The organism is Streptococcus parasanguinis, assembly GCF_000963275.1.
Lineage (GTDB): Bacteria > Bacillota > Bacilli > Lactobacillales > Streptococcaceae > Streptococcus > Streptococcus parasanguinis_B.
On sequence record NZ_JYOW01000001.1, the window covers coordinates 1548032 to 1567310 of the forward strand.

General features: G+C 34.1%; 18 protein-coding genes and 1 pseudogene. 7 read left to right on the forward strand and 12 right to left on the reverse strand.

Going from position 1 to position 19279, the window contains the following annotated elements; translation table 11 throughout:
• Positions 1–30: 30 nt before the first annotated feature.
• Positions 31–250: pseudogene (locus TZ97_RS10935) on the reverse strand (ABC transporter ATP-binding protein); the annotation flags it as partial.
• A gap of 185 nt (positions 251–435) precedes the next feature.
• Positions 436–798, reverse strand: coding sequence for a hypothetical protein (locus tag TZ97_RS07480; protein ID WP_045759916.1), 363 nt, complete (start codon positions 796–798; stop codon positions 436–438).
• A 261-nt stretch (positions 799–1059) separates the two neighbouring features.
• Between TZ97_RS07480 and TZ97_RS07485 the strand changes: the two genes are divergently transcribed.
• Positions 1060–3120 carry a hypothetical protein gene (locus tag TZ97_RS07485; RefSeq protein WP_045759917.1) on the forward strand — a complete coding sequence of 687 codons (2061 nt, stop codon included), beginning with the start codon at positions 1060–1062 and terminating at the stop codon, positions 3118–3120.
• Positions 3121–3325: 205 nt separating this feature from the next.
• Here TZ97_RS07485 and TZ97_RS07490 read toward each other — a convergent pair whose 3' ends face one another.
• The 7 genes from TZ97_RS07490 to TZ97_RS07520 all read right to left on the reverse strand — a co-directional run bounded on the left by TZ97_RS07490 (position 3326) and on the right by TZ97_RS07520 (position 10574).
• Entirely contained in the window at positions 3326–4708 is a 1383-nt protein-coding gene (locus TZ97_RS07490; RefSeq protein ID WP_045759918.1) for a hypothetical protein, read from the reverse strand.
• Positions 4709–5396: 688 nt separating this feature from the next.
• The gene (locus TZ97_RS07500; protein WP_045759920.1) at positions 5397–6914 is read right to left on the reverse strand and encodes an ATP-binding cassette domain-containing protein; all 1518 of its coding nucleotides are present in this window, start codon (positions 6912–6914) and stop codon (positions 5397–5399) included.
• Entirely contained in the window at positions 6898–7923 is a 1026-nt protein-coding gene (locus TZ97_RS07505; RefSeq protein ID WP_045760220.1) for a radical SAM/SPASM domain-containing protein, read from the reverse strand. The genes TZ97_RS07500 and TZ97_RS07505 overlap by 17 nt, the downstream gene beginning before the upstream one ends.
• A 103-nt stretch (positions 7924–8026) precedes the next feature.
• Positions 8027–8152: an SSH motif RaS-RiPP peptide gene (locus TZ97_RS11040; RefSeq protein ID WP_268747588.1), complete on the reverse strand. Its 126-nt coding sequence runs from the start codon at positions 8150–8152 to the stop codon at positions 8027–8029.
• Positions 8153–8225: 73 nt separating this feature from the next.
• The gene (locus TZ97_RS07510) at positions 8226–9275 is read right to left on the reverse strand and encodes a radical SAM/SPASM domain-containing protein (protein ID WP_045759921.1); all 1050 of its coding nucleotides are present in this window, start codon (positions 9273–9275) and stop codon (positions 8226–8228) included.
• Positions 9265–9645: a PqqD family peptide modification chaperone gene (locus tag TZ97_RS07515; protein WP_235287921.1), complete on the reverse strand. Its 381-nt coding sequence runs from the start codon at positions 9643–9645 to the stop codon at positions 9265–9267. Before TZ97_RS07515 ends, TZ97_RS07510 begins: the two co-directional genes overlap by 11 nt.
• A gap of 74 nt (positions 9646–9719) precedes the next feature.
• On the reverse strand, positions 9720–10574 hold the full coding sequence (locus TZ97_RS07520) for an Rgg/GadR/MutR family transcriptional regulator (protein WP_045759923.1): 855 nt from the start codon (positions 10572–10574) through the stop codon (positions 9720–9722).
• An 813-nt stretch (positions 10575–11387) separates the two neighbouring features.
• Here TZ97_RS07520 and TZ97_RS07525 point away from each other — a divergent pair.
• Positions 11388–12032, forward strand: coding sequence for a hypothetical protein (locus TZ97_RS07525; RefSeq protein WP_052690151.1), 645 nt, complete (start codon positions 11388–11390; stop codon positions 12030–12032).
• An 11-nt stretch (positions 12033–12043) separates the two neighbouring features.
• Entirely contained in the window at positions 12044–12409 is a 366-nt protein-coding gene (locus TZ97_RS07530; RefSeq protein ID WP_045759924.1) for a hypothetical protein, read from the forward strand.
• A 455-nt stretch (positions 12410–12864) separates the two neighbouring features.
• Here TZ97_RS07530 and TZ97_RS07535 read toward each other — a convergent pair whose 3' ends face one another.
• From TZ97_RS07535 to TZ97_RS07545, 3 genes are read right to left on the reverse strand one after another with little or no spacing between them, the layout of a single operon-like run.
• The gene (locus TZ97_RS07535) at positions 12865–13389 is read right to left on the reverse strand and encodes a DUF924 family protein (RefSeq protein WP_045759925.1); all 525 of its coding nucleotides are present in this window, start codon (positions 13387–13389) and stop codon (positions 12865–12867) included.
• Positions 13390–13392: 3 nt separating this feature from the next.
• Positions 13393–14241, reverse strand: a complete 849-nt coding sequence (gene larE, locus TZ97_RS07540; protein WP_045759926.1) for an ATP-dependent sacrificial sulfur transferase LarE — start codon at positions 14239–14241, stop codon at positions 13393–13395.
• A gap of 1 nt (position 14242) precedes the next feature.
• The gene (locus TZ97_RS07545) at positions 14243–14908 is read right to left on the reverse strand and encodes a Crp/Fnr family transcriptional regulator (RefSeq protein WP_045759927.1); all 666 of its coding nucleotides are present in this window, start codon (positions 14906–14908) and stop codon (positions 14243–14245) included.
• 160 nt (positions 14909–15068) lie between these two features.
• On the opposite strand from TZ97_RS07545, the gene larA reads away from it, so the two are divergent.
• The 4 genes from larA to larD are packed head-to-tail and all read left to right on the forward strand — an operon-like array spanning position 15069 to position 19172.
• On the forward strand, positions 15069–16343 hold the full coding sequence (larA, locus tag TZ97_RS07550; protein WP_045759928.1) for a nickel-dependent lactate racemase: 1275 nt from the start codon (positions 15069–15071) through the stop codon (positions 16341–16343).
• Between the two features lie 8 nt (positions 16344–16351).
• Positions 16352–17122 (forward strand): nickel pincer cofactor biosynthesis protein LarB, encoded by a 771-nt coding sequence (larB, locus tag TZ97_RS07555; RefSeq protein WP_045759929.1) that lies wholly within the window; start codon positions 16352–16354, stop codon positions 17120–17122.
• Complete coding sequence (gene larC, locus TZ97_RS07560) at positions 17119–18438, forward strand: nickel pincer cofactor biosynthesis protein LarC (protein WP_045759930.1); 1320 nt, start codon at positions 17119–17121, stop codon at positions 18436–18438. The genes larB and larC overlap by 4 nt, the downstream gene beginning before the upstream one ends.
• A 20-nt stretch (positions 18439–18458) precedes the next feature.
• Positions 18459–19172 carry a D/L-lactic acid transporter LarD gene (gene larD / locus TZ97_RS07565; RefSeq protein ID WP_024056458.1) on the forward strand — a complete coding sequence of 238 codons (714 nt, stop codon included), beginning with the start codon at positions 18459–18461 and terminating at the stop codon, positions 19170–19172.
• The last annotated feature ends 107 nt before the right edge of the window (positions 19173–19279 follow it).

Here is a 19279-nt window from a genome sequence, read left to right on the forward strand (position 1 = left end):
GAATGAAAATCTGTGCTATTACCCTATTCTTCATTGACTAATTTTTAGGCTTACCACTTGATCAGCTTGTATCCAAATGGTTGGATTATGTGTTGCAATAATGATCAGACGTTCCTTATTTTTAATGTTAGGAGCAAGTCCATAATCTCCTGTGGGGTCTCAGGATCAAGAGCGGCAGTTAATTCATCTGCCAAAATTAGAGGAGGATCTTTGCCAAGGCTACACGTTGTACTTCTCCCCCAGATAGCTCTTCTAATATTTTCTTCTTTTAAATTATTCATGGATCAATTATAGAATAAAGTATTATATAATTTTTTGATTTAATTATTTGGTAAGAAATATAAACCATTTGGTACAAATAGATAAGTCCAAAATAGAAAAATCATCTATAATACTCTAAAATACACCTATTCGGTAAAATAGGTGTATATGATGTCATTTGTAACCAAATTCTTTGAGAGCTTTCTTATAGGCACTGCTACCCTTTAAGTAGTAGTCGTGTTTCATTCCACTAATATCAACAGAAAAGACCCCATCTTTAAACGAATATCCTTCTGTCCTTTTTGCAATATCTTGTCCAGTTAACTCAATGGTTTTCTTTTGTTTATCAATCTTAAAGTTATCGGCTTCTCCATGTTCAATGGAACCTTTATCACCTTTTATAGTGAATGCCAGCTCGTTTCTTTCACTTGATACCCAATAATATTCTCCATCCAAAGACTGTTGATTGCTATTAGAACATGCAATTAACATCACTGCCATTATTGAAAGTAGCAAAACACTTATAAATTTTTTCATATCCTTCGCCTCCTTTTGTAATATTATTTTACCAAAATAATATTACAAAATTGTGTCAATGTCCGTTATAATGGAAAATCAAAAAAATGTCTATTGTAACAGACGTTTTTTATAAGAAATTTATTATTAAGTAAGATGGGGCATTCAATTATCCACAAAAATGTAATAATGACCTTTTATTTAAAAAACTTTTACTAAGATAAAATTAATTAATTTTTCCAATTAAGTGTGTTATGATATTCATATAAAGAGGAGGGGAATATGGAAGAGAAAAAGATTAATAATTTCTTAAATATCACAAAAACTTTTTTTCAACAAATAAAAACTAAGCTAATTAATGATTGGAATAAGCCATTATTACTGCTATTCATGTTTCCCATAGCATTCTTAATTCTAATCAGTATTATAACTATTCCTAGTATAATATTTTTACCTTTACCTATAGCTACAACATCTATTATATCTGTGACAATACCCCCGTGGCTATATTGGACTATTTCAATCATTAGTACGTTGTCAATTAATTTCTTCATATTCTGGTATTTATCAAGTAAATATTTAAACGGTATTTTTCAAGAAGAGCGATTCTGGGGTAGGATATACCGAATTTTATTTTATTTGCCAATTGTGATATGTGAAATAAAGATAGTAAAAGAATTAATATCAATTTCATATAAAGGCAAAACTGTCGATGAATTTTTATCTCTCTTAATTCTATTAATAGTATGTCTTATTTTACGATCATCATATCTAGTTTATTATAAGCAAATTAGACGTTATTTAAAAATATATTATTTAATCGTAGACATAATAGTATTAACAACCATAACCACAATACTGAACTCTATACAATACATTAAAAAGACTATTGATAGCATAGAAGAATTGTTATTTCTATTAGTAATTGTTATTGGTTTTTTGGGATATCACTTTCTTATTAATAGTTTTGTTACTAAAACTAATTTAAAAGATATACCAGAACAAACTTACAATGAAATAAAAAAATCATTTTTCTACACTCCATATGTTCCACAGGATTTAAACATAGAATCTGAAGATATTAAAACCAATGTTAAATACCAAACTCATATTTTCGGAAATCTATTTTCATATTTATTATTACTAGTATTCCTTTTAAATTCCCAGCTACAATTTGATAAAACTTTTTTTGATAAACTAATTGCTATAATAGCAATTTATTACGTGTTACTAATTATCCGAATTTCTCTTTTGCGAATTATAGTAATCGAGAAGGATGAGTTTAAGATTATAATGGCAATGATCATTGTAACTGGATTTGTAGTATTTTTATTAATAGCTATGATGATAAACGATATCAACCAATCTGACCATAATGAGTTAAATTTCGCTAGCATAAGTATGCTACTTTGGATACTACCTAAAATTGTACCTGCAATTATGGATAATATACTTTCACAAGCATCGTATTTTAAAGGTGTAATCTCTCCAAAATCCACAGACTATCAGGCAATAACTGGATTTGTGAATATTTTTATATATAATTTTTATTTAAGTTTACTATTATTACTTCCTAAGACAAAAACTAATTTAAATAGTGTAGTTATTACTACTTATATTTCGAATTCAATTTCTTGGAGCTTGGTTCTCTCTTTTGTTCTTATTTCAGTATTCTCTTTTCTATTTTATCGTTCAAAGAGTTTATATTATCAGATAAATAAAAGGTACAATATTTCAATCAAAAAAGGGGAAGGAAGTTTTAAATTTAAAGTTCTTAAATTAAAATTAAAAGATGAATCCAATAAAGTTCTTAATTACAGACCTAAAAAAACTATCAAAACCAAACCTAGGAAATTTTTTATAAAAGATGACTCCAATTACAGATCTAAAAAAACTATTAAAACCGATTCTAGCAAACTTTTAATTAATGATGAATCTAAAAAAGACAAAAAGAAATTTATATTCTATGTAAATATGGTTTCATTAATTATTAGTTCTACTATTCTTTTAACTCTTTACACATTTAACAAAACTAATGATAATACATTTGAAATAATAAAACTGTCTTTACCAATTTTTGTACCAACTTTTTTAAAAAAGCTTCCCGATTTCTTAAATTTTTACTTTAATTTACGTCATACAAAGATTAAGCCTACATTAAAAGGTCATTATGTTGAATCTGTAATTGATCTCAACTTGTTTTTAATAGTCACAGTTTTATATGGCTTTAATTATTTAAAAATCCAACTTCATTCTCCTCTATACCTATTTTTAATTATATTTGGAGTACATTTTTTAAGTAATATAACATTAATCTTCTATAAGAAAACACAAAAAAAGTGATAATCTTCATAACGAACTAATAATTTTTAATACCATACTATTTAAAATCAATACAAATCATTTTTTAAGAAAAAGTCAGAATTTAAAATCAATTACAATATGTCGTATTCGAAAAAATTATTGATAGAAATTGAAAAGCATCTGAACAGTTACACAAATCAACTGTTCGGATGCCATTTATATTTATTTTATCAAATTTCAAATCTCATTTACGATTTCTGTATATAAGCATACTAATTGACAAAATTATAGTGAGTAGAGCACTTATCAATAATATTATTTTACTATTAGTAAAAATATCTACAACTTGTAAAACAGAGACCAAACTAACAAAGAAAAGTATAATTTCCATAACTCTATTCTTCTGTAATTCATTAAATTGATTTCTATCCTTTAACAAATCATATTCCTCCTGCTTAATTTTTTCTATATATTCATCATGCTTGAAATAAGAAGTTTCTTTTAAATGTTTAAATAGATCAAAAATAGCAATATGATTTATTCGATAGATATATAGAAAAGATCGTTTATAACCGTGAACCCACTCGTTAAATTTAATTAGCTGTTTATCATTTGAAAGTTGGAATTTGTCTAGTCCATCCATAATGGTTTCATCTAAACAAACTAACTGAAAGAATGGAATTGCTGAAGATAAAAAGAAACTGGCTTGTCTCAAAAAATTATTTTCAAAATTATTAGAATTATCATTAGGCCATATGATATAATTTCTCCCCTTATTTATGTAATTGATATTAGATAAATCATAATAGTTTGTTAGATAATTTTTTGATCTAGATTTTGAAGATACATTATTCTTGTTGTAGGGAGCATTAACCATCCAAGTATACAATTTATCATCTTTAAAAAACTCCATTTTATTCATCTGCTCCATATTTGTGACAAAATGTAAACAAAATATACATTCCGTTAACTTCAATCCCCCATTTATTGATGAGAGCTCTTTTTTTATATACTTCAATATATCATCAAGTTGATGATTAGTATTTAAAGAATACTCTCTATCACTCTTTTCAAAATCAGGAAATATTTGCCATCTCATCATTGTAATTGGATAAAAAAAGTCAAATCTATAGAATGATGATCTTAAATCTTCAAATAATTCGATAACTATTGATCCGTTTTGAAAAACAGTGAGTGTCACAAAGAAAAAATGTAATTCTTCCTCACTATCCACTTCTATTAAAGGAGCAAAAACAAATTTAATAAATTGAATAGATCTAGCACTAAATAAACAATTCTGTTTTCCTTTTTCTAATCTTGCAAAATATAAGTCTAAATAATAATTAGTTTTCTCATCCACTTTGTTTTTTAAATGTTGCAACTCTTTGGGAATTTTCCATGGCTTATATTTCTTTTTTAAAAGAGTATTATTTTTTGTACCTATTAGTGTCAAAATCGTAGCCGGATGATTTTCAAATTTTTTAGTAATTATCTCTATTAGTTTATTGTTGTCTATCTTATATAAATCTGTGCTCAACATATAGAAAGAGGTGATTTTCACTTCTTCTATTTTTTTTGAAATCTCAGGAATTTTTTCAAAAGCAGTATTCTCTTTTATCTTCTGCATATTTTCTACCTTTTATTATCTTATTTCATTAATTATATCAAAATATAATTCAATAAAATGATAATCAAATAAAAAGTTATGTAATATAATCAAACTAATTTTTAGAAGTTTTGAAAGATTCATTCTATCAACTCTTACTATATTACGTTTAATAATTTCTGAAATTGATTTATTATTATTTATAATAATAAAAGTAATTAACATAAAAGAGACCCTTAGGCCTCCTTTTCTCTCCTTCAAACACTCTGTCACTGTCCATTTACTGTCCAATATAATGTAATATTACTTAATGTTGATAAATTTATTGAATGCTAAATCCTTTAAAATAAGGATTTCTAAAGATGGCAAGACCTAAAAAATTTTAAATTAAGTCCTAACAATTTTTCTCATGTTTCTCGCCTCTTTTTATAATATTACTATACCAAAATAATGTTACAAAACTGTATCAATGTCTGTTATAATGGAAATTTCAAATAATGTCCATTATAACAGTTGTTTTGGGTTCTATAATTTTGTAGTGAGTAAAACTACCATAGGAATTACGGAGCCTATATTATAACAAAACGGCAAGCTAGAAATTACTAGCCTGCCGTTTTGTTATAATATTAAAGCATTTAATTATGTAATGATAACAAATTGAAAATGCGACTTAGATCAGTGTACATCCTATATTATGGTTAATATAAATTTACTTACTTTTTTCAATGATTAGTTCTCCAGATCTAATTTCCCAGACTTGGTCAAAGTTCTTCAGTGCTTCATTCTGTCGGTGTAAAGTAATGATGACAGCACACGGTAAGTCTAGTACTTTTTTCAATTCTGCCTCGAACTGATGAGTATCCAAGGCTGAAAAAGGTTCATCCATAATAACTAATGGACTCTGGCGGTTTTTTTCTCGATTGAGGTACATGCGTTGTTGTTGACCACCTGACAGGGATTGAGGAGGTGTTGCTTCGAATTCCGCATCCTTAAACTCTGCGGGGAAAGTATTGAATAGCGTAACATTATTTTCATAACTAGAGATGAAGCTATGCTCCTGTTGCAAGATCAGGCCAAATCTCCCCCAAAGCTGATTTAGGGGAAGATCATTCAGCAAGATCTCGCCTTGGAAATCCTCATCCGTACCATTTAAAATATTGAGTAGGCTACTCTTGCCTGATCCGTTCTCTCCTATGAGGGCAATCTTATCTCCTTTGTGAATGGTGGCAAAAGAAATCTTCAATGTTGATTCCCCAAGTTGTTTAGAAAGATTCTTCAATGTGATCGTTTCAAAGGAAGGCTGTGGTGACTGAATTGAAGATGGATGCTTAACAATAGTTTGAAAGCTTTTAATTACAGGTTTTACCGACTCCAACATTTGCAGATCGTAAAGGATTTCTTGAATTGGTTCTGAGAAGGCTGTAATATAACCAAAACTTGCAACCACCTCAGGGATACCAATTTGATGATGATATAGAGAGTAAGCTAGATAGGAAAAGAGAATAAGGCTAATGAATTCAAAAGAAATACCCGTCAAGAGAATACCTGTAATTTTAGTCAAACCATACCCAAGATACTTATCCTGCAAGTTTTTGAGAGAACTTCTTTGTTGCTCTATAAAATGAGGTAGAGTGAGTTTGTTAACTAGGTGATGTCCTCGGAATAGATCCTCCAAGGTCCGATAATAATCACCTTGCTTTTTAAGATAGGTTTGTCTACGCTTCGCAGTCAATTGACCAACGATCTTTGGGATTTGAATACTGATGGATGTTGAAATCAGTAGGATCAGTGCCACTATAGGATTGATCGTTCTGGTAATAATGATGGTATAAATCAAAATTCGTAGAATCTGCTTAAAAAAACTCATCAGTGGAGGTAGATAATCTTTTTCCAGTGAATCAAGATCATTAGATTGATAAGAAATGTATTCTGCGACTGTTTTCTGCTTGAAATCATGGTGGGCAAGTCCTAAAAGAGATTGAAACCAATCATTCTTTAGATTTGTCGAAAAGAGAATGGCCTGTTTCCAGTCAAGTCGCATTTGGATGTAGTTGCAAGTCAGGTAACCTATAACTGCGATGCAATAACCTGACAAAGCTATTTGATAGTGGCCACGAATTAATTCTTGTGTAAAGTATGGAAGAAGAGCCGTACAAATATTGGACAGTCCACTAAAGAGAAAATTAAAGAAAAGATACCAGCGCAGAGGCTTAAGGTATTGAAGCATAGACGAAACTCCTTGCTAGTGCTGTTTTTTTACATATTTCAGAGCAATTTCTGCTATTACCTGATTCAGATAAGGCAATTCCAGGACATTGGGTGCAATAATTGGCAATTGTACAAGTACTACAATTTTTGCTATCTTTTAAACTATATGTTGCGATCTTGTTAAACATCGATTTGTTCCATATTTCTTTTATAGAAGTGTGATAGATATTTCCAATACTTATACTATAAAGGGAACATGGTTGTACTGAACCTAAACAAGTTATATAAAGGGATATCTGAACAGAGCTACAAGTTAGGAAGTTTTCGTTTTTATCAATAAAACGGACACCGTTTATTATATCTATCTTTTTCTGTATTGTAATAAGTTGTTTAAGAGTTAACGATTTTACTCTAACTTTATTGTTGACAGTTCCCCTTCTAGGTACAATCTGAGTATCGACTTTATATTTAAAATTATTCTTCTTGCAAAATTCAAATACATTATCTATTGAATGTATATTCTGTTCGAATAGTGGTGTTTTAATTTCTATTTGAATACCAAATTCTTTCAATAATCCCAGATTTTGAAGACATTTTTTCAAAGAACCTTTTTTATTTGTAATACTATCATGAACCGTTTCATCCATAGAAAATATTGTACAAGAAATATAATCAATATACAGGTTTGAAAGAGTCTTAATACTATGTTTATTCAACATTGATATATTTGAATAGACAATAACATTGAAGAACATTTCCCTAGCTAGTTTTATATATTTCATAGCATCAGGATGAGCAAACACTTCTCCCCCAGTAAAAACAATTTCAAATGTCCCCATTTCTCGTAATTGAATTAATAAATTTCTAAAAGTAACTTCGTCAAATCCTTTTTGTGTATATTCTGAAATATAGCAGTGTTCACATCTCCAATTACAAAACGAAGTTATTTCAATTGTTACAGAATATAAATTTCGATTTTCTCTATATATTTTTACAATATCTGTTATATTTTTTATAGTTTTATCCATACAAATCATAACCCTAAAAATAAAAAGGTAAGCAAAGAATGATATAAGGTATAAATATTTCATTCCTTGCATTACCTTTGATACTACTAAATCTATAAAAAGATTAGTTATTACTTGTATCAGCAACAATATGGGAACTTCCACCACTACATAATGCTGACTTAGTCATACTAACAACGACAGTCGTTTGTTTGACTACTATTTTTGGTTTTTTAAAAACTTTAGCCATAATTGATCTCCTTTCTCTCATGTAGTATTTATATTCCTCTCTCCAGAGGAGTTGAAAAGATCTAACTGATATATTAACAATGAACACTAGTAGTACCTATACTTGAATAATAATCTTGGTTGACTAGTCTTGCTCTTGCTACTTGACGTTCAGATTTTAAGCACCCCCATAGTGATTTATCTTCAAGTAATGCTATCCCACTACATCTGTTGCAATATTTATTAAGAGGACAACTTGTACACTTTTCCAAATCACTAAATTTTTTATTCTGGATTTGATGTAATGTAGTTGAGTTTAGCCAAATTTCCTCAATTGGAGTGGTTAAGATATTTCCAAGTGGTAAATTTAAATTGTTACAAGCTAAAAAATTCCCGTTCGATTCGATAGTACAACTATATCTGGTTGCATTACAGACATACATAGTGGAATTATTTTCAAAACATTTAAAATTTCTAATTTGGTCTATCTTTACTATATTTTCATTCAAAAATTGGTCACTTACACGGAATGTAGATGGAGTTGAGTTGCCATTAGTTTTATAAAATATATTTGTGGTAACTAGATGTTTAAAGTTCATATTTTTACAAAATATAGATACTTCATCGATACAATTTTGATTCGTAGTAAGAATGATCTGCTTAACTTCTACGGGAATATTATACTTCTTTAGCAAATGTAAATTGTTTACAGTCCTTTTCAGAGAGCCCTTAACTGAAGTAATTTGATCATGAATGCTTTCACTCATTGAAAACACAGTACAAGATACTTGCGAAATATTCAATTCACTCAATGCTTTAATTTGATTTTCATTTAACAGCGAAACATTAGTGAATAATTTAACATCAAAAAACATTTCTCTAGCATCTCTGATAATATCTATTATATCAGGTCTCGTAAATATTTCACCACCCGTAAAGAGTAGTTCAAACGTTCCCATTTTTCTTAAATCTTGAAACAAATTATAGAGACATTCTCTTGAGAGACCTTTATTTATATATAATGGAAGATAACAATGTTTACAACGCCAATTACATCTTGTTGTCAATTCAATTGTAACAGATAATAGTGTTTTGTTTTTTGAAGCTAGAGAGTATATGTCATTTTCATAGAAATTATAATTCATAAATCAGTCCATTATCCAAAAGTTCTAGTACAAAATTGTCTACCAAATATTTAATTTCAGTAATATTACAGTTATATATTTCAGAAATATTCTGTAAAACCTGCTTATATGTTCTATCTTTTGAAAAAGATAACCATATATCTTTTGATGAATCCTCAAGAAGAAACATTTTGTTTACCTTTTTATCTAAAATGTATACTACCTCTGTAGTCGGCTCCATTTGCCAAGCCAAGTGTTTGCAATAGTAATATTTTTTTGATGATGAAGGGATTGATACATCAGTTTTAGTCAGTTCAGTTTCGACGACTTTATGTTCCTCTATACTAGTCATTCTATTTCTTCTCTCTTTCAATTGTAATAAGAACTGCACAAAAATAGTATATCAGTATATATCTCTAATTCTAGATTTGTCTCGGATTTGCACTTTTAGCTATTATTTTATTGTTAATACAAAATATTATTCAAATGCTCTTCATATCGTTCTGCAAGCTTTTCACATTCTGCTGCGCGCATAAAACCTATTACTTTTCGCATTTTTAAGATTGACTGTTTAGAATAATTTTTTTTAAATTCATAAAAAGAGCTTGCGTATCTAAAAATCAATCGTTCATAAATTTCAGATTCATCAAAATTAAAATGAGAAATCTGCATTTCAAAGTATTTTGCATCTACCAAATAATTTCTTTCAGTGCAAATAATAAAAGAATTTAGAGCCATACTAGCAATTACTCGTCTATAACTTGGTATATCATGATAAAATTCTGTTCTGTGCAACATTTCTTTAGACAAAAGTAGGAAGGTTTCGTGGTTAAAAACATACATAATATTTCCAAATAACAAAATCTCAAACATACCCCAAAAATCAACACTAAATAAGTAATCAGTTATTCTTTTTATATCAGTATCATTGAAGTATTCTTTATTAGATAACTCTTGTAATTTTATTTTTAGAAAAATAATCTCCATTTTCGAGAAAGTAGAAGAGTTGCTATTCTCTATACGTTCAATCAACAATTTATGTAATCTTGTTACATTTCTACTGAGAAAACATTGCTTAACTTCATCTACTATTTGGTAGAAACGGTCTCTTTTATAATCATTAGCTGCATACATAAATTCTTCTATTGGTACATTTATTTGTTCAAGAGCTAATAAAGATTTTGAAATGGTTAAATCTGTCTCTCCCTTTTCGAATCTAGACAATTGTGAACGTGAAATTCCTTTTCGCTCTATATCTCTAAGGGTAATTTTTTTTGATTCCCTATATAACTTGTATATTTCTCCAAACTTTTTTAACATTTCATACCTCCGCAAGCAAATATGGGACAAAATTCAAAGGAACTTTGTTATAAGATAAAATATGATTAAATTATAGCATATAATTAAAATTAGTTAATAATTTATTGAAGGAGGTTGCTCATGGATTTTCCAATAAAAAAATTTATAATGATTTTGCTGGAAATTATTATCATCATTGCCTTATAATTCAGATAAAAATTGGAATCAAGGGATAGTAATTCTATGTTTGATAAATAAGGTTCTACTTTCTTTGTAAAATAATTTTGATTAAGTAAAGGCTTACTGATTTATTTTTTCACATGGAAGTTTTGACCGTTCTCAATAAAAACTTAAATGGTGTGAACTTTTTGGTAAAATCTAGCTCAATTCATGTATTTTTAGGGTAAAATTCACACCATTCAACTGAAAGTTATTCAAATTAGATGAAATATTTCTTTCTGAAAACGTGAGAAAACATTGATTTTAAGCGCATCTTGAAACTTATTCAAATAGAAGTGTTTCCAACCAGGCTTAAAAAAAGCTCGTAAAGCGTCACAATTTAGTAAACGTTAAAACTTATTTACACTTATTGAAAGCATTTCGTCTAATACGGGATGCTTTTTTGTCAAGCTTAATTTTTCAAATTGAGAATTCTCTTTTCTTGCATTTCAAAAAAAAGAACGTACAATAATATTGGAAGGACTACCGCTTAAACAGAGATAGAAAGGAAAAAATTAGGAAACTATATTTCTCTGGTTTAATGTGTTAGAACTAAACGATATATCTTTTCGCATTTTTACACTACACTAATAACTACTAAAGGCTAGGTTTATTATGAAAATAAGTTTAAAAGCAATTATAATAGGTTCAGTTATTTCAAGTTCACTAGTTTTTAGTTCAGTAGCTTTAGCTGCTACTTACAAAGATATTACAGAGCCCACGACAATACAAATTGAAGACTCTCAAATAATTCAAGTATTACCAGAGGGGGAATTCATTTATAATTCTAATGGAACATCTGATTATAATGAAGAGATGATTCAACACAATAACAGTCAGTTAATGACTTATCAAGAATATAAAGAACATATAGAATATTCTCTCCAGAGTTCTCCTCTTACTCTTTTTGAATCATCTCCAGAGCTTTTATCAGCGGATCCTTTTAGTCAAAAAGGTAAAGTTTTAGCCGATAAAGAGATTTATGTATCTCAGCCTTTTTCAGGAAGTGGATGGCGTTTTTCTAATTTAAAGTTTATTGCAGCTAACGGTACAGGTAGATGGTTAAAATGGACTTCAATTTATGATGGAGGTCGAGTAGGAAATTATGATTCTGCCCAAAGTACATACAGTGGTAGAGGATTATACGGAGTAGAGTTAGAGGTAGGAAGAGCTCGGTATGTAGATACACGAAGTGATTGGCTTTATTATTACACTTACAATCCTGTTCCAGGAACTCGATACATTGTAGAAAACAGATAAGGAGACTCAACATGCTCAAGAAATTCACTACTTGTGCTTTTATCGTTATTCTAATTTCTTCTATCCTTATCGGAAGTAACATAATATTTGCAAATGATAAAGGCGAGGATATCCAAGCGAAACCACCAACTCTAGAGATAATGGTAAAACAAGCTTCTAAAGATTCTACTCTCTTGGAAACGTTAAATCAATTTTCAGATCAGGATACTATCATTGCCTATCCTGAAAACATGGGTGGCGGGTTTTCTGTTAAATCTGCAGATAGTAGCGAACCTCTAGTCGGAGAAATTCTTGATACTAAAGGGGAAAAAGTCATTTATAAAGACTCTCAACCTGTCACTATTGCCCAAGTAAAGGAAGCGATTCAAAACAAGTAATAAACTGATATAAATAAATATAACCGGCCTATTATTAAATAGGTCGGTTATTTGACTTTCCAATTCTTATTAATGATTCGCCTTACTTTCCTATACAAAGAAATTACATAAAAGAGACCCTTAGGCCTCTTCTTCTCTCCTTCAAACACTCTGTCACTGTCCATTTACTGTCCAATATAGTGTAATACATCTAAAAATTGTTAATTATGTCGCAGACTAAATCCTTTAAAATCAACATTTCTATGGATAACAAGGCTTAAAGAATCTTAAATTAAGTCTTGCATATTCATCATAGCAATAACATTCCTTCCAAATTGTGAAATTTACAGTTCATTATACCATTTTTTAGACGCTTGGAAAAGCCTAGGTGAGGGAACTCTGACATCATGCCTGCTGTTTCAGGCAATTTCATGAAGAGAGAAAAGAGTTTTGAAATCTGTGGGCCTCATCTTCCCTTAAAAGCCAGAATGTTCTTTCAAATACTCCTCTTCTTCCTTGGTCGAAGGCCGTCCTAAGATGGCATTCCGATGTGGATAACGCCCAAATTGTTGAAGAATGTCCATGTGCATCTTCTCATACTTCAAACGCTTTTCTAAGCCCGGTTGATCAAATAGGCGCAGAGCTTCTTCATGAATGGTTAAAGATTCCGAATGCATAAAGGGCATGTAGAAAAAGCCTCTTTGTACAACTGGTAATTCTTGAGCTTGTGTTAGGCCTTCTTGGGCCAAGACCAAGGCAAGCGAATCGGTCATAAAGGCTTGGGCCGTCCCTCGAAAAATATTCCGAGGAATTTGGTCCAAAAGCAAAATCTCTGCCAAGCGCCCTTGGGCGGAAGTGCGCCAGCTGAACAATTCTCCACGACTGGCCTTCCAGTAAAGTTCTTCAAAGCGCACGCGCATTTCTTGATCCAGTGCGTCTGATTTTTTGAACCAATCCTCTGGCTTCAACTCTTCAAACCAGAACCTTATCACTTCCTTCATTGCTTAACCTGCCATAATTTTTTCTTTTGTTTTTTCATCCAATGCATCATTCATCCGGCCGTACTTATATCCAGCCAAATCCAAGGCTACATAGGTAAATCCGATTTTTTTCATGTAGTCATTGATCTTGTCATGCAGTTGGATGGCTTTAAGCAGGTGGTCTTTTTCCACTTCGATGCGCGCCAAGTCTCCATGCACACGCACACGGGCTTGCTCAAAGCCAAGTCCTACAAGGAACTCTTCCCCTTCAAAAACCCGTTGTACATTTTCTGAAGTGATTTTCACTCCGTATGGGAAGCGTGAGGCAACGCTACAAGATGGCACCTTATTCCAATTGGAGACCCCTCTTTCCTTGGCCAATTGACGAATTTCTGTCTTATAGAGGCCGGCTTCTTGCAAGACACTGCGGACACCCGCTTCGTCCCGAGCCTTGATACCAGGGCGAAAATCGTCGATATCATCCATAATATTGCCGTCCACCAATTGCTTAAAGCCCAGTTCTGTAACTGAATCCTTAATAGTTTGGTACATCAATTGTTTGGTGTAATACCAAATATTGGGCGTATTGGCAGCAATCCGTGGATCACTCAATTCTCTCATTTCCAGACCAAGCACAGGTGCTCCTAGCTGATCAGCCAAGTCGAGCGCTAGATCGAACTCTTCATTTGAAAACATCTCAGAGTTCACGACGGCCGCAATAACATTGTCAGGTCCCAAGGTATCTAAGGCCACCTTCAAGAGATAAGAACTGTCAATCCCACCTGAATAGGTAACGGCTACCTTTCCGATTTTTCGTAAAATATCTTGTAATTTTTCTTCTTTTTCTTTTCTGGTTTGTGCTTCTGTTGCCATCTTAGAATAGCTCCCTTCCGATAAATTCTTCAATCCGTTCATTATCCAAAATCACGATCTTTTGCTGTCGAATATCCAAAACACCTTCTCGTTTTAATTCATTGAGAATGCGATTGACACTGTTTCGCGTCGAAATCCCACAAAAACCGGCAATATCTTCATTGGTAATGTTGAAATCAATCAAGACGCCGTCTTCTTGCTCCACACCAAACAAACTGCTTAGTTTTTGCAAATGAAAACAAACCGCCCCTTTTTTACCATTCATCATCATATACTGCTGAGACTCCATACTTTCAGACAGTTTATTACGATAATAGTCCCTCACATAGTCCTGCAGCTCTTTATGCTCTTTGACAAAATTCCAAAACTTGACCCGAGGAATACGATAAAAACTTGCTTCTTCTGTCTCCACTCGCACATTGAAAGGTGAGTCTGTATAGTTGGACACCTCATCACGAATCAAAGAGACAATGTCAATGGCTTTTAGATAGGAAAAGTTAAACTCACGCCCATCACGCATGATGACACTTGTCTTGACCACACCTTCTTTCAAGATGTAGATGTAATCCTCTTTGATCCCACGATAGGAGAGGTAACTATGGTATTTTTTCTTGACGATCGGCGTTCGCCTCTCTTCCAAAAATTTCACTAAAAATTCTGAATTCACGACGGTTTTTCCTCCCCATCTGCTCTTTCTTGAAATCACACTAATGATACACCTGTTCTTGTTTTTTTATGTCATCATTTGTTGACAACAAATGGCACACACCTCTTTTAAAAAAGAATTATACTATAAGTATCAGTATTAATAAAGGAGATCGCAAATAATGGTAGAAATTAAATTACCGTACGACAAAAAATCGATTGTTGCAAAGATTCCAGACGAAAACTTTGCAGGATTGTTAGAGTCTAAGGCGGAAAACTTCCATAACCCACTGTCTGAAGAAGAAACTGTTGAACGTTCAATGGACAACCCTATCGGCAGCCCTACTTTGGAAGAACTTGCTAAAGGCAAAAAAGACATCGTGTTGATCAGTTCTGACCACACTCGTCCCGTTCCTTCTCACATCATCACTCCAATCATTTTGCGTCGTATTCGCTCAGTTAACCCTGATGCACGCGTGCGTATCTTGGTTGCTACTGGTTTCCACCGTCCTTCAACTCGTGAAGAATTGATCAACAAATACGGCCAAGAAATCGTTGACAATGAAGAAATCGTTATGCACATTTCAACAAACGACGACGACATGGTTAAAATCGGTCAACTTCCTTCAGGTGGTGATTGTATCATCAACAAGATCGCTGCTGAAGCTGACTTGTTGCTAGCAGAAGGATTCATCGAATCTCACTTCTTTGCTGGATTCTCAGGCGGACGTAAATCAGTCCTTCCAGGTATCGCATCATACAAAACTATCATGGCGAACCACTCAGGTGACTTCATCAATTCTGATAAGGCACGTACTGGTAACCTTGACCACAACCCAATCCACGAAGATATGCTTTACGCTGCTCGTACTGCAAACTTGGCCTTCATCGTCAACGTTGTATTGGACGGCGAAAAACACATCATCGGATCTTTCGCTGGGGACATGGTTGAAGCCCACAAAGTTGGTTGTGACTTCGTTGCAGACTTGGCACGTGTGTCTAAGATCGAAAGCGACATCACAATTTCAACAAACGGTGGTTTCCCACTTGACCAAAACATCTACCAAGCTGTTAAAGGGATGACTGCAGCCGAAGCTTCTAACAAAGAAGGCGGAACAATCATCATGGTAGCTGGATGTGCAGATGGTCACGGTGGAGAAGGATTCTATCGTAACCTTGCTGACGTCAAAGATCCAAAAGATTTCTTGGAACAAGCTATCAATACACCTCGTTTGGAAACTGTTCCAGACCAATGGACTTCTCAAATCTTGGCTCGTATTTTGGTACACCACCATGTTATCTTTGTATCTGACCTTGTCGATCCTGCTTTGATCACAGGTATGCACATGGAACTTGCAACTTCATTTGACGAAGCGCTTGAAAAAGCCTTCGCTCGTGAAGGAAAAGATGCGAAAGTAACAGTTATCCGCGACGGACTTTCTGTCGTTGTTGAATAGAATCTACCATGGATTTTCAACCAAATCTAGAACAAACACTCCGTGACTTGCAAGCTGGCCATCTCTCTGTAGAGGATGCACTGGAGCAAATTAACGGTGTGAAAGAACTAGGGTATGCAGCAATTGATACTGACCGGCAACGTCGCAATGGCTTCCCTGAAGTCATCTTCGGCGAAGGAAAGACAGTTGAGCAAATGGAAGGCATCATGCAATTCCTCTTACAAAAAGAATTGCCGATCCTTGCAACTAGGGTCTCTCTCCAAAAGGGAGAGGCTCTTTCTCAGCTCTTTCCTAACGGCCATTATTATCCAGAAGCTCGCTGCTTCGTTCTCAACTCTAAAAAAGAAGAGGTGGATGCGGAGCACTACATTGCCGTTGTGACGGCAGGGACTAGTGATGTCCCTGTTGCCGAAGAGGCTGCTGTAACTGCAGAGACTTTTGGCCACGCGGTCCACCGGATCTATGACGTAGGGGTTGCCGGTATTCATCGCCTCTTTAGACGCTTAGATGAGATCCAAAAAGCCAGCGTGGTCATTGTCATCGCTGGAATGGAAGGAGCTCTTGTCAGCGTTGTTGGAGGGCTTGTGGATGTGCCTGTGATTGCCGTGCCGACTAGTATCGGATACGGAAGCAATCTTCAAGGACTTACGACTTTGATGAGTATGCTGACTTCCTGTGCTTCTGGAGTCACCGTCGTCAATATTGACAATGGATTTGGCGCAGCTTATTCGGCTTGTATGATCAACCGACTCAACCACAATCGAAAGGAAAACGAATGACCAGTCTATTTTTAGAACCTTTTTCTGGAATAAGTGGCGATATGCTCAATGGTCTATTGGTTGACCTTGGGGGAGACGTCACCTTGCTTCGCTCCGAACTCGAAAAACTGGGAGTCGATGGTTTCCACCTCCATGTTGATCGTATCGCAAAAAGCGCTATCTGGGGAACTGATTTTGATGTTCACCTTCACCACGGGGAGAAAGATACGGGGATTGAAGGCGATTTCGATCATGATCACGAACATCATCACGATCACGAACATCATCCCGATCATGAACACCATCACGATCATGAACACCATCACGATCATGAACATGAACATTCCCATGTGGATGCCCGCAGTTATGCAGACATCCACGACTTGATTGTCGCTTCTCAGTTGAGCCCTTTTGTGAAAGATAGGAGCCTTGCAGTCTTTCTTGACATTGCAAAGGCTGAAGCAGCTGTGCACAACATGCCTGTTGAGCAGATCCATTTCCACGAGATCGGTGCCATTGACTCGATCGTCGATATCGTTAGCTTTTTCATCCTAGTGGAATCGCTCGGGATCGACACAGTCTACTCCACTCCTCTCACGGAGGGAAGTGGGACGATCTCAGTTGCCCATGGGGAAATGCCGGTTCCAGTTCCTGCTGTCATGCAGTTGAGAAAGGGAACCACCATTCCGATCACTCAAGACTTCACCGTCAAAACAGAGTTGATCACCCCAACAGGGTTAGCTCTCTTGAAAGCAATGGACCCGATCTTTGAACCGATCCCATCCCACTTTGCCATCCAAAGTGTCGGCTATGGCTTTGGTAAAAGAGATACCGGAAAATTCAATGCTTTACGCGGTTCGCTATTGATGGAAGACTCCTCACATAGCACGACCATCGTCCATCACACCGATGATCGCATCGTTGAAATAACTACAACGATTGATGATCAAACACCAGAACAACTGGCTTATATTCTAAATCGGTTCTTGGATGCTGGCGCTTTGGATATCTACTATCGTAGCATCGTTATGAAAAAGAATCGTCCTGGTTTTGAGTTAACACTTTTGATTCAAACTAGCCAGCTAGAAGATTTTTCAACCCTCTTGTTCAAAGAAACCAGTACCATTGGTTTTCGATACCAACAAGTTGACCGCAAGGTCATGCAACGTCGATTTGAACAAATCGATACAGAATTTGGTACCGTTACGGTTAAAATCAATCAGTACGGATCCATCACTAAGAAGACTCTTGAATACGAAGACTGTCAGCGTATTGCTAAGGAGATGCAGTTGCCGATTCAAGAAGTTTATCACCAATTACAAAAATATATTTATTAATTTAGGAGACATTTATTAACATGACACATCAATTACTTGCAGAAGTTATGAGTACAGCTTTGATGATTATCTTCGGGGTTGGCGTACACTGTGACGACGTTTTGAAGAAAACAAAATATGCTGGAACTGGACACTTATTTGCGATTACTACATGGGCATTCGGTATCACTGTCTGCTTGTTTGTCTTTGGCGGCGTTTCAATGAACCCTGCAATGGCTTTGCTTAAAGTCCTTCTTGGTAAATTGACAATCGCTCAATTCTTCCCAATTGCAATCGCTGAAATGATCGGTGCCTTCCTTGGAGCTTTGATTGCTTACTTTATGTATGCTGACCACTTCAAGATTTCTGAAGGTCAAATTGATGGTGTTGCTATCCGTAACATCTTCTCTACAAACCCTAACTGCCGTAACCTTCCACGTAACTACTTCGTCGAAGCGTTCGCAACATTTATCTTCTTGACATCTATCATGGCTGCTGAACATGCCAACGAAGCAATGCTTCCATTCACTGTTGGTTTGATCGTTTGGGCTATCGGTATGGGTCTTGGTGGTACTACAGGTTTCGCGATGAACCAAGCGCGTGACCTTGGACCTCGTTTCGCTTACCAAATCTTGCCAATCAAAGATAAAGTAAACAACGACTGGCAATATGGTCTTCTTGTACCAGGTACTGCTCCATTTGTTGGTGCTGTCCTTGCCTTCTTCTTCATCCGTTACTTCCTTGGAATCATGTAATGAGTTGATCAAAGAATCATTCAAAAACAAGCATCGAAAGGTGCTTGTTTTTTGATTCCTTCATTTCCGAAGCCGTCCATAAAATGATATAATGGACAAAGCAAATC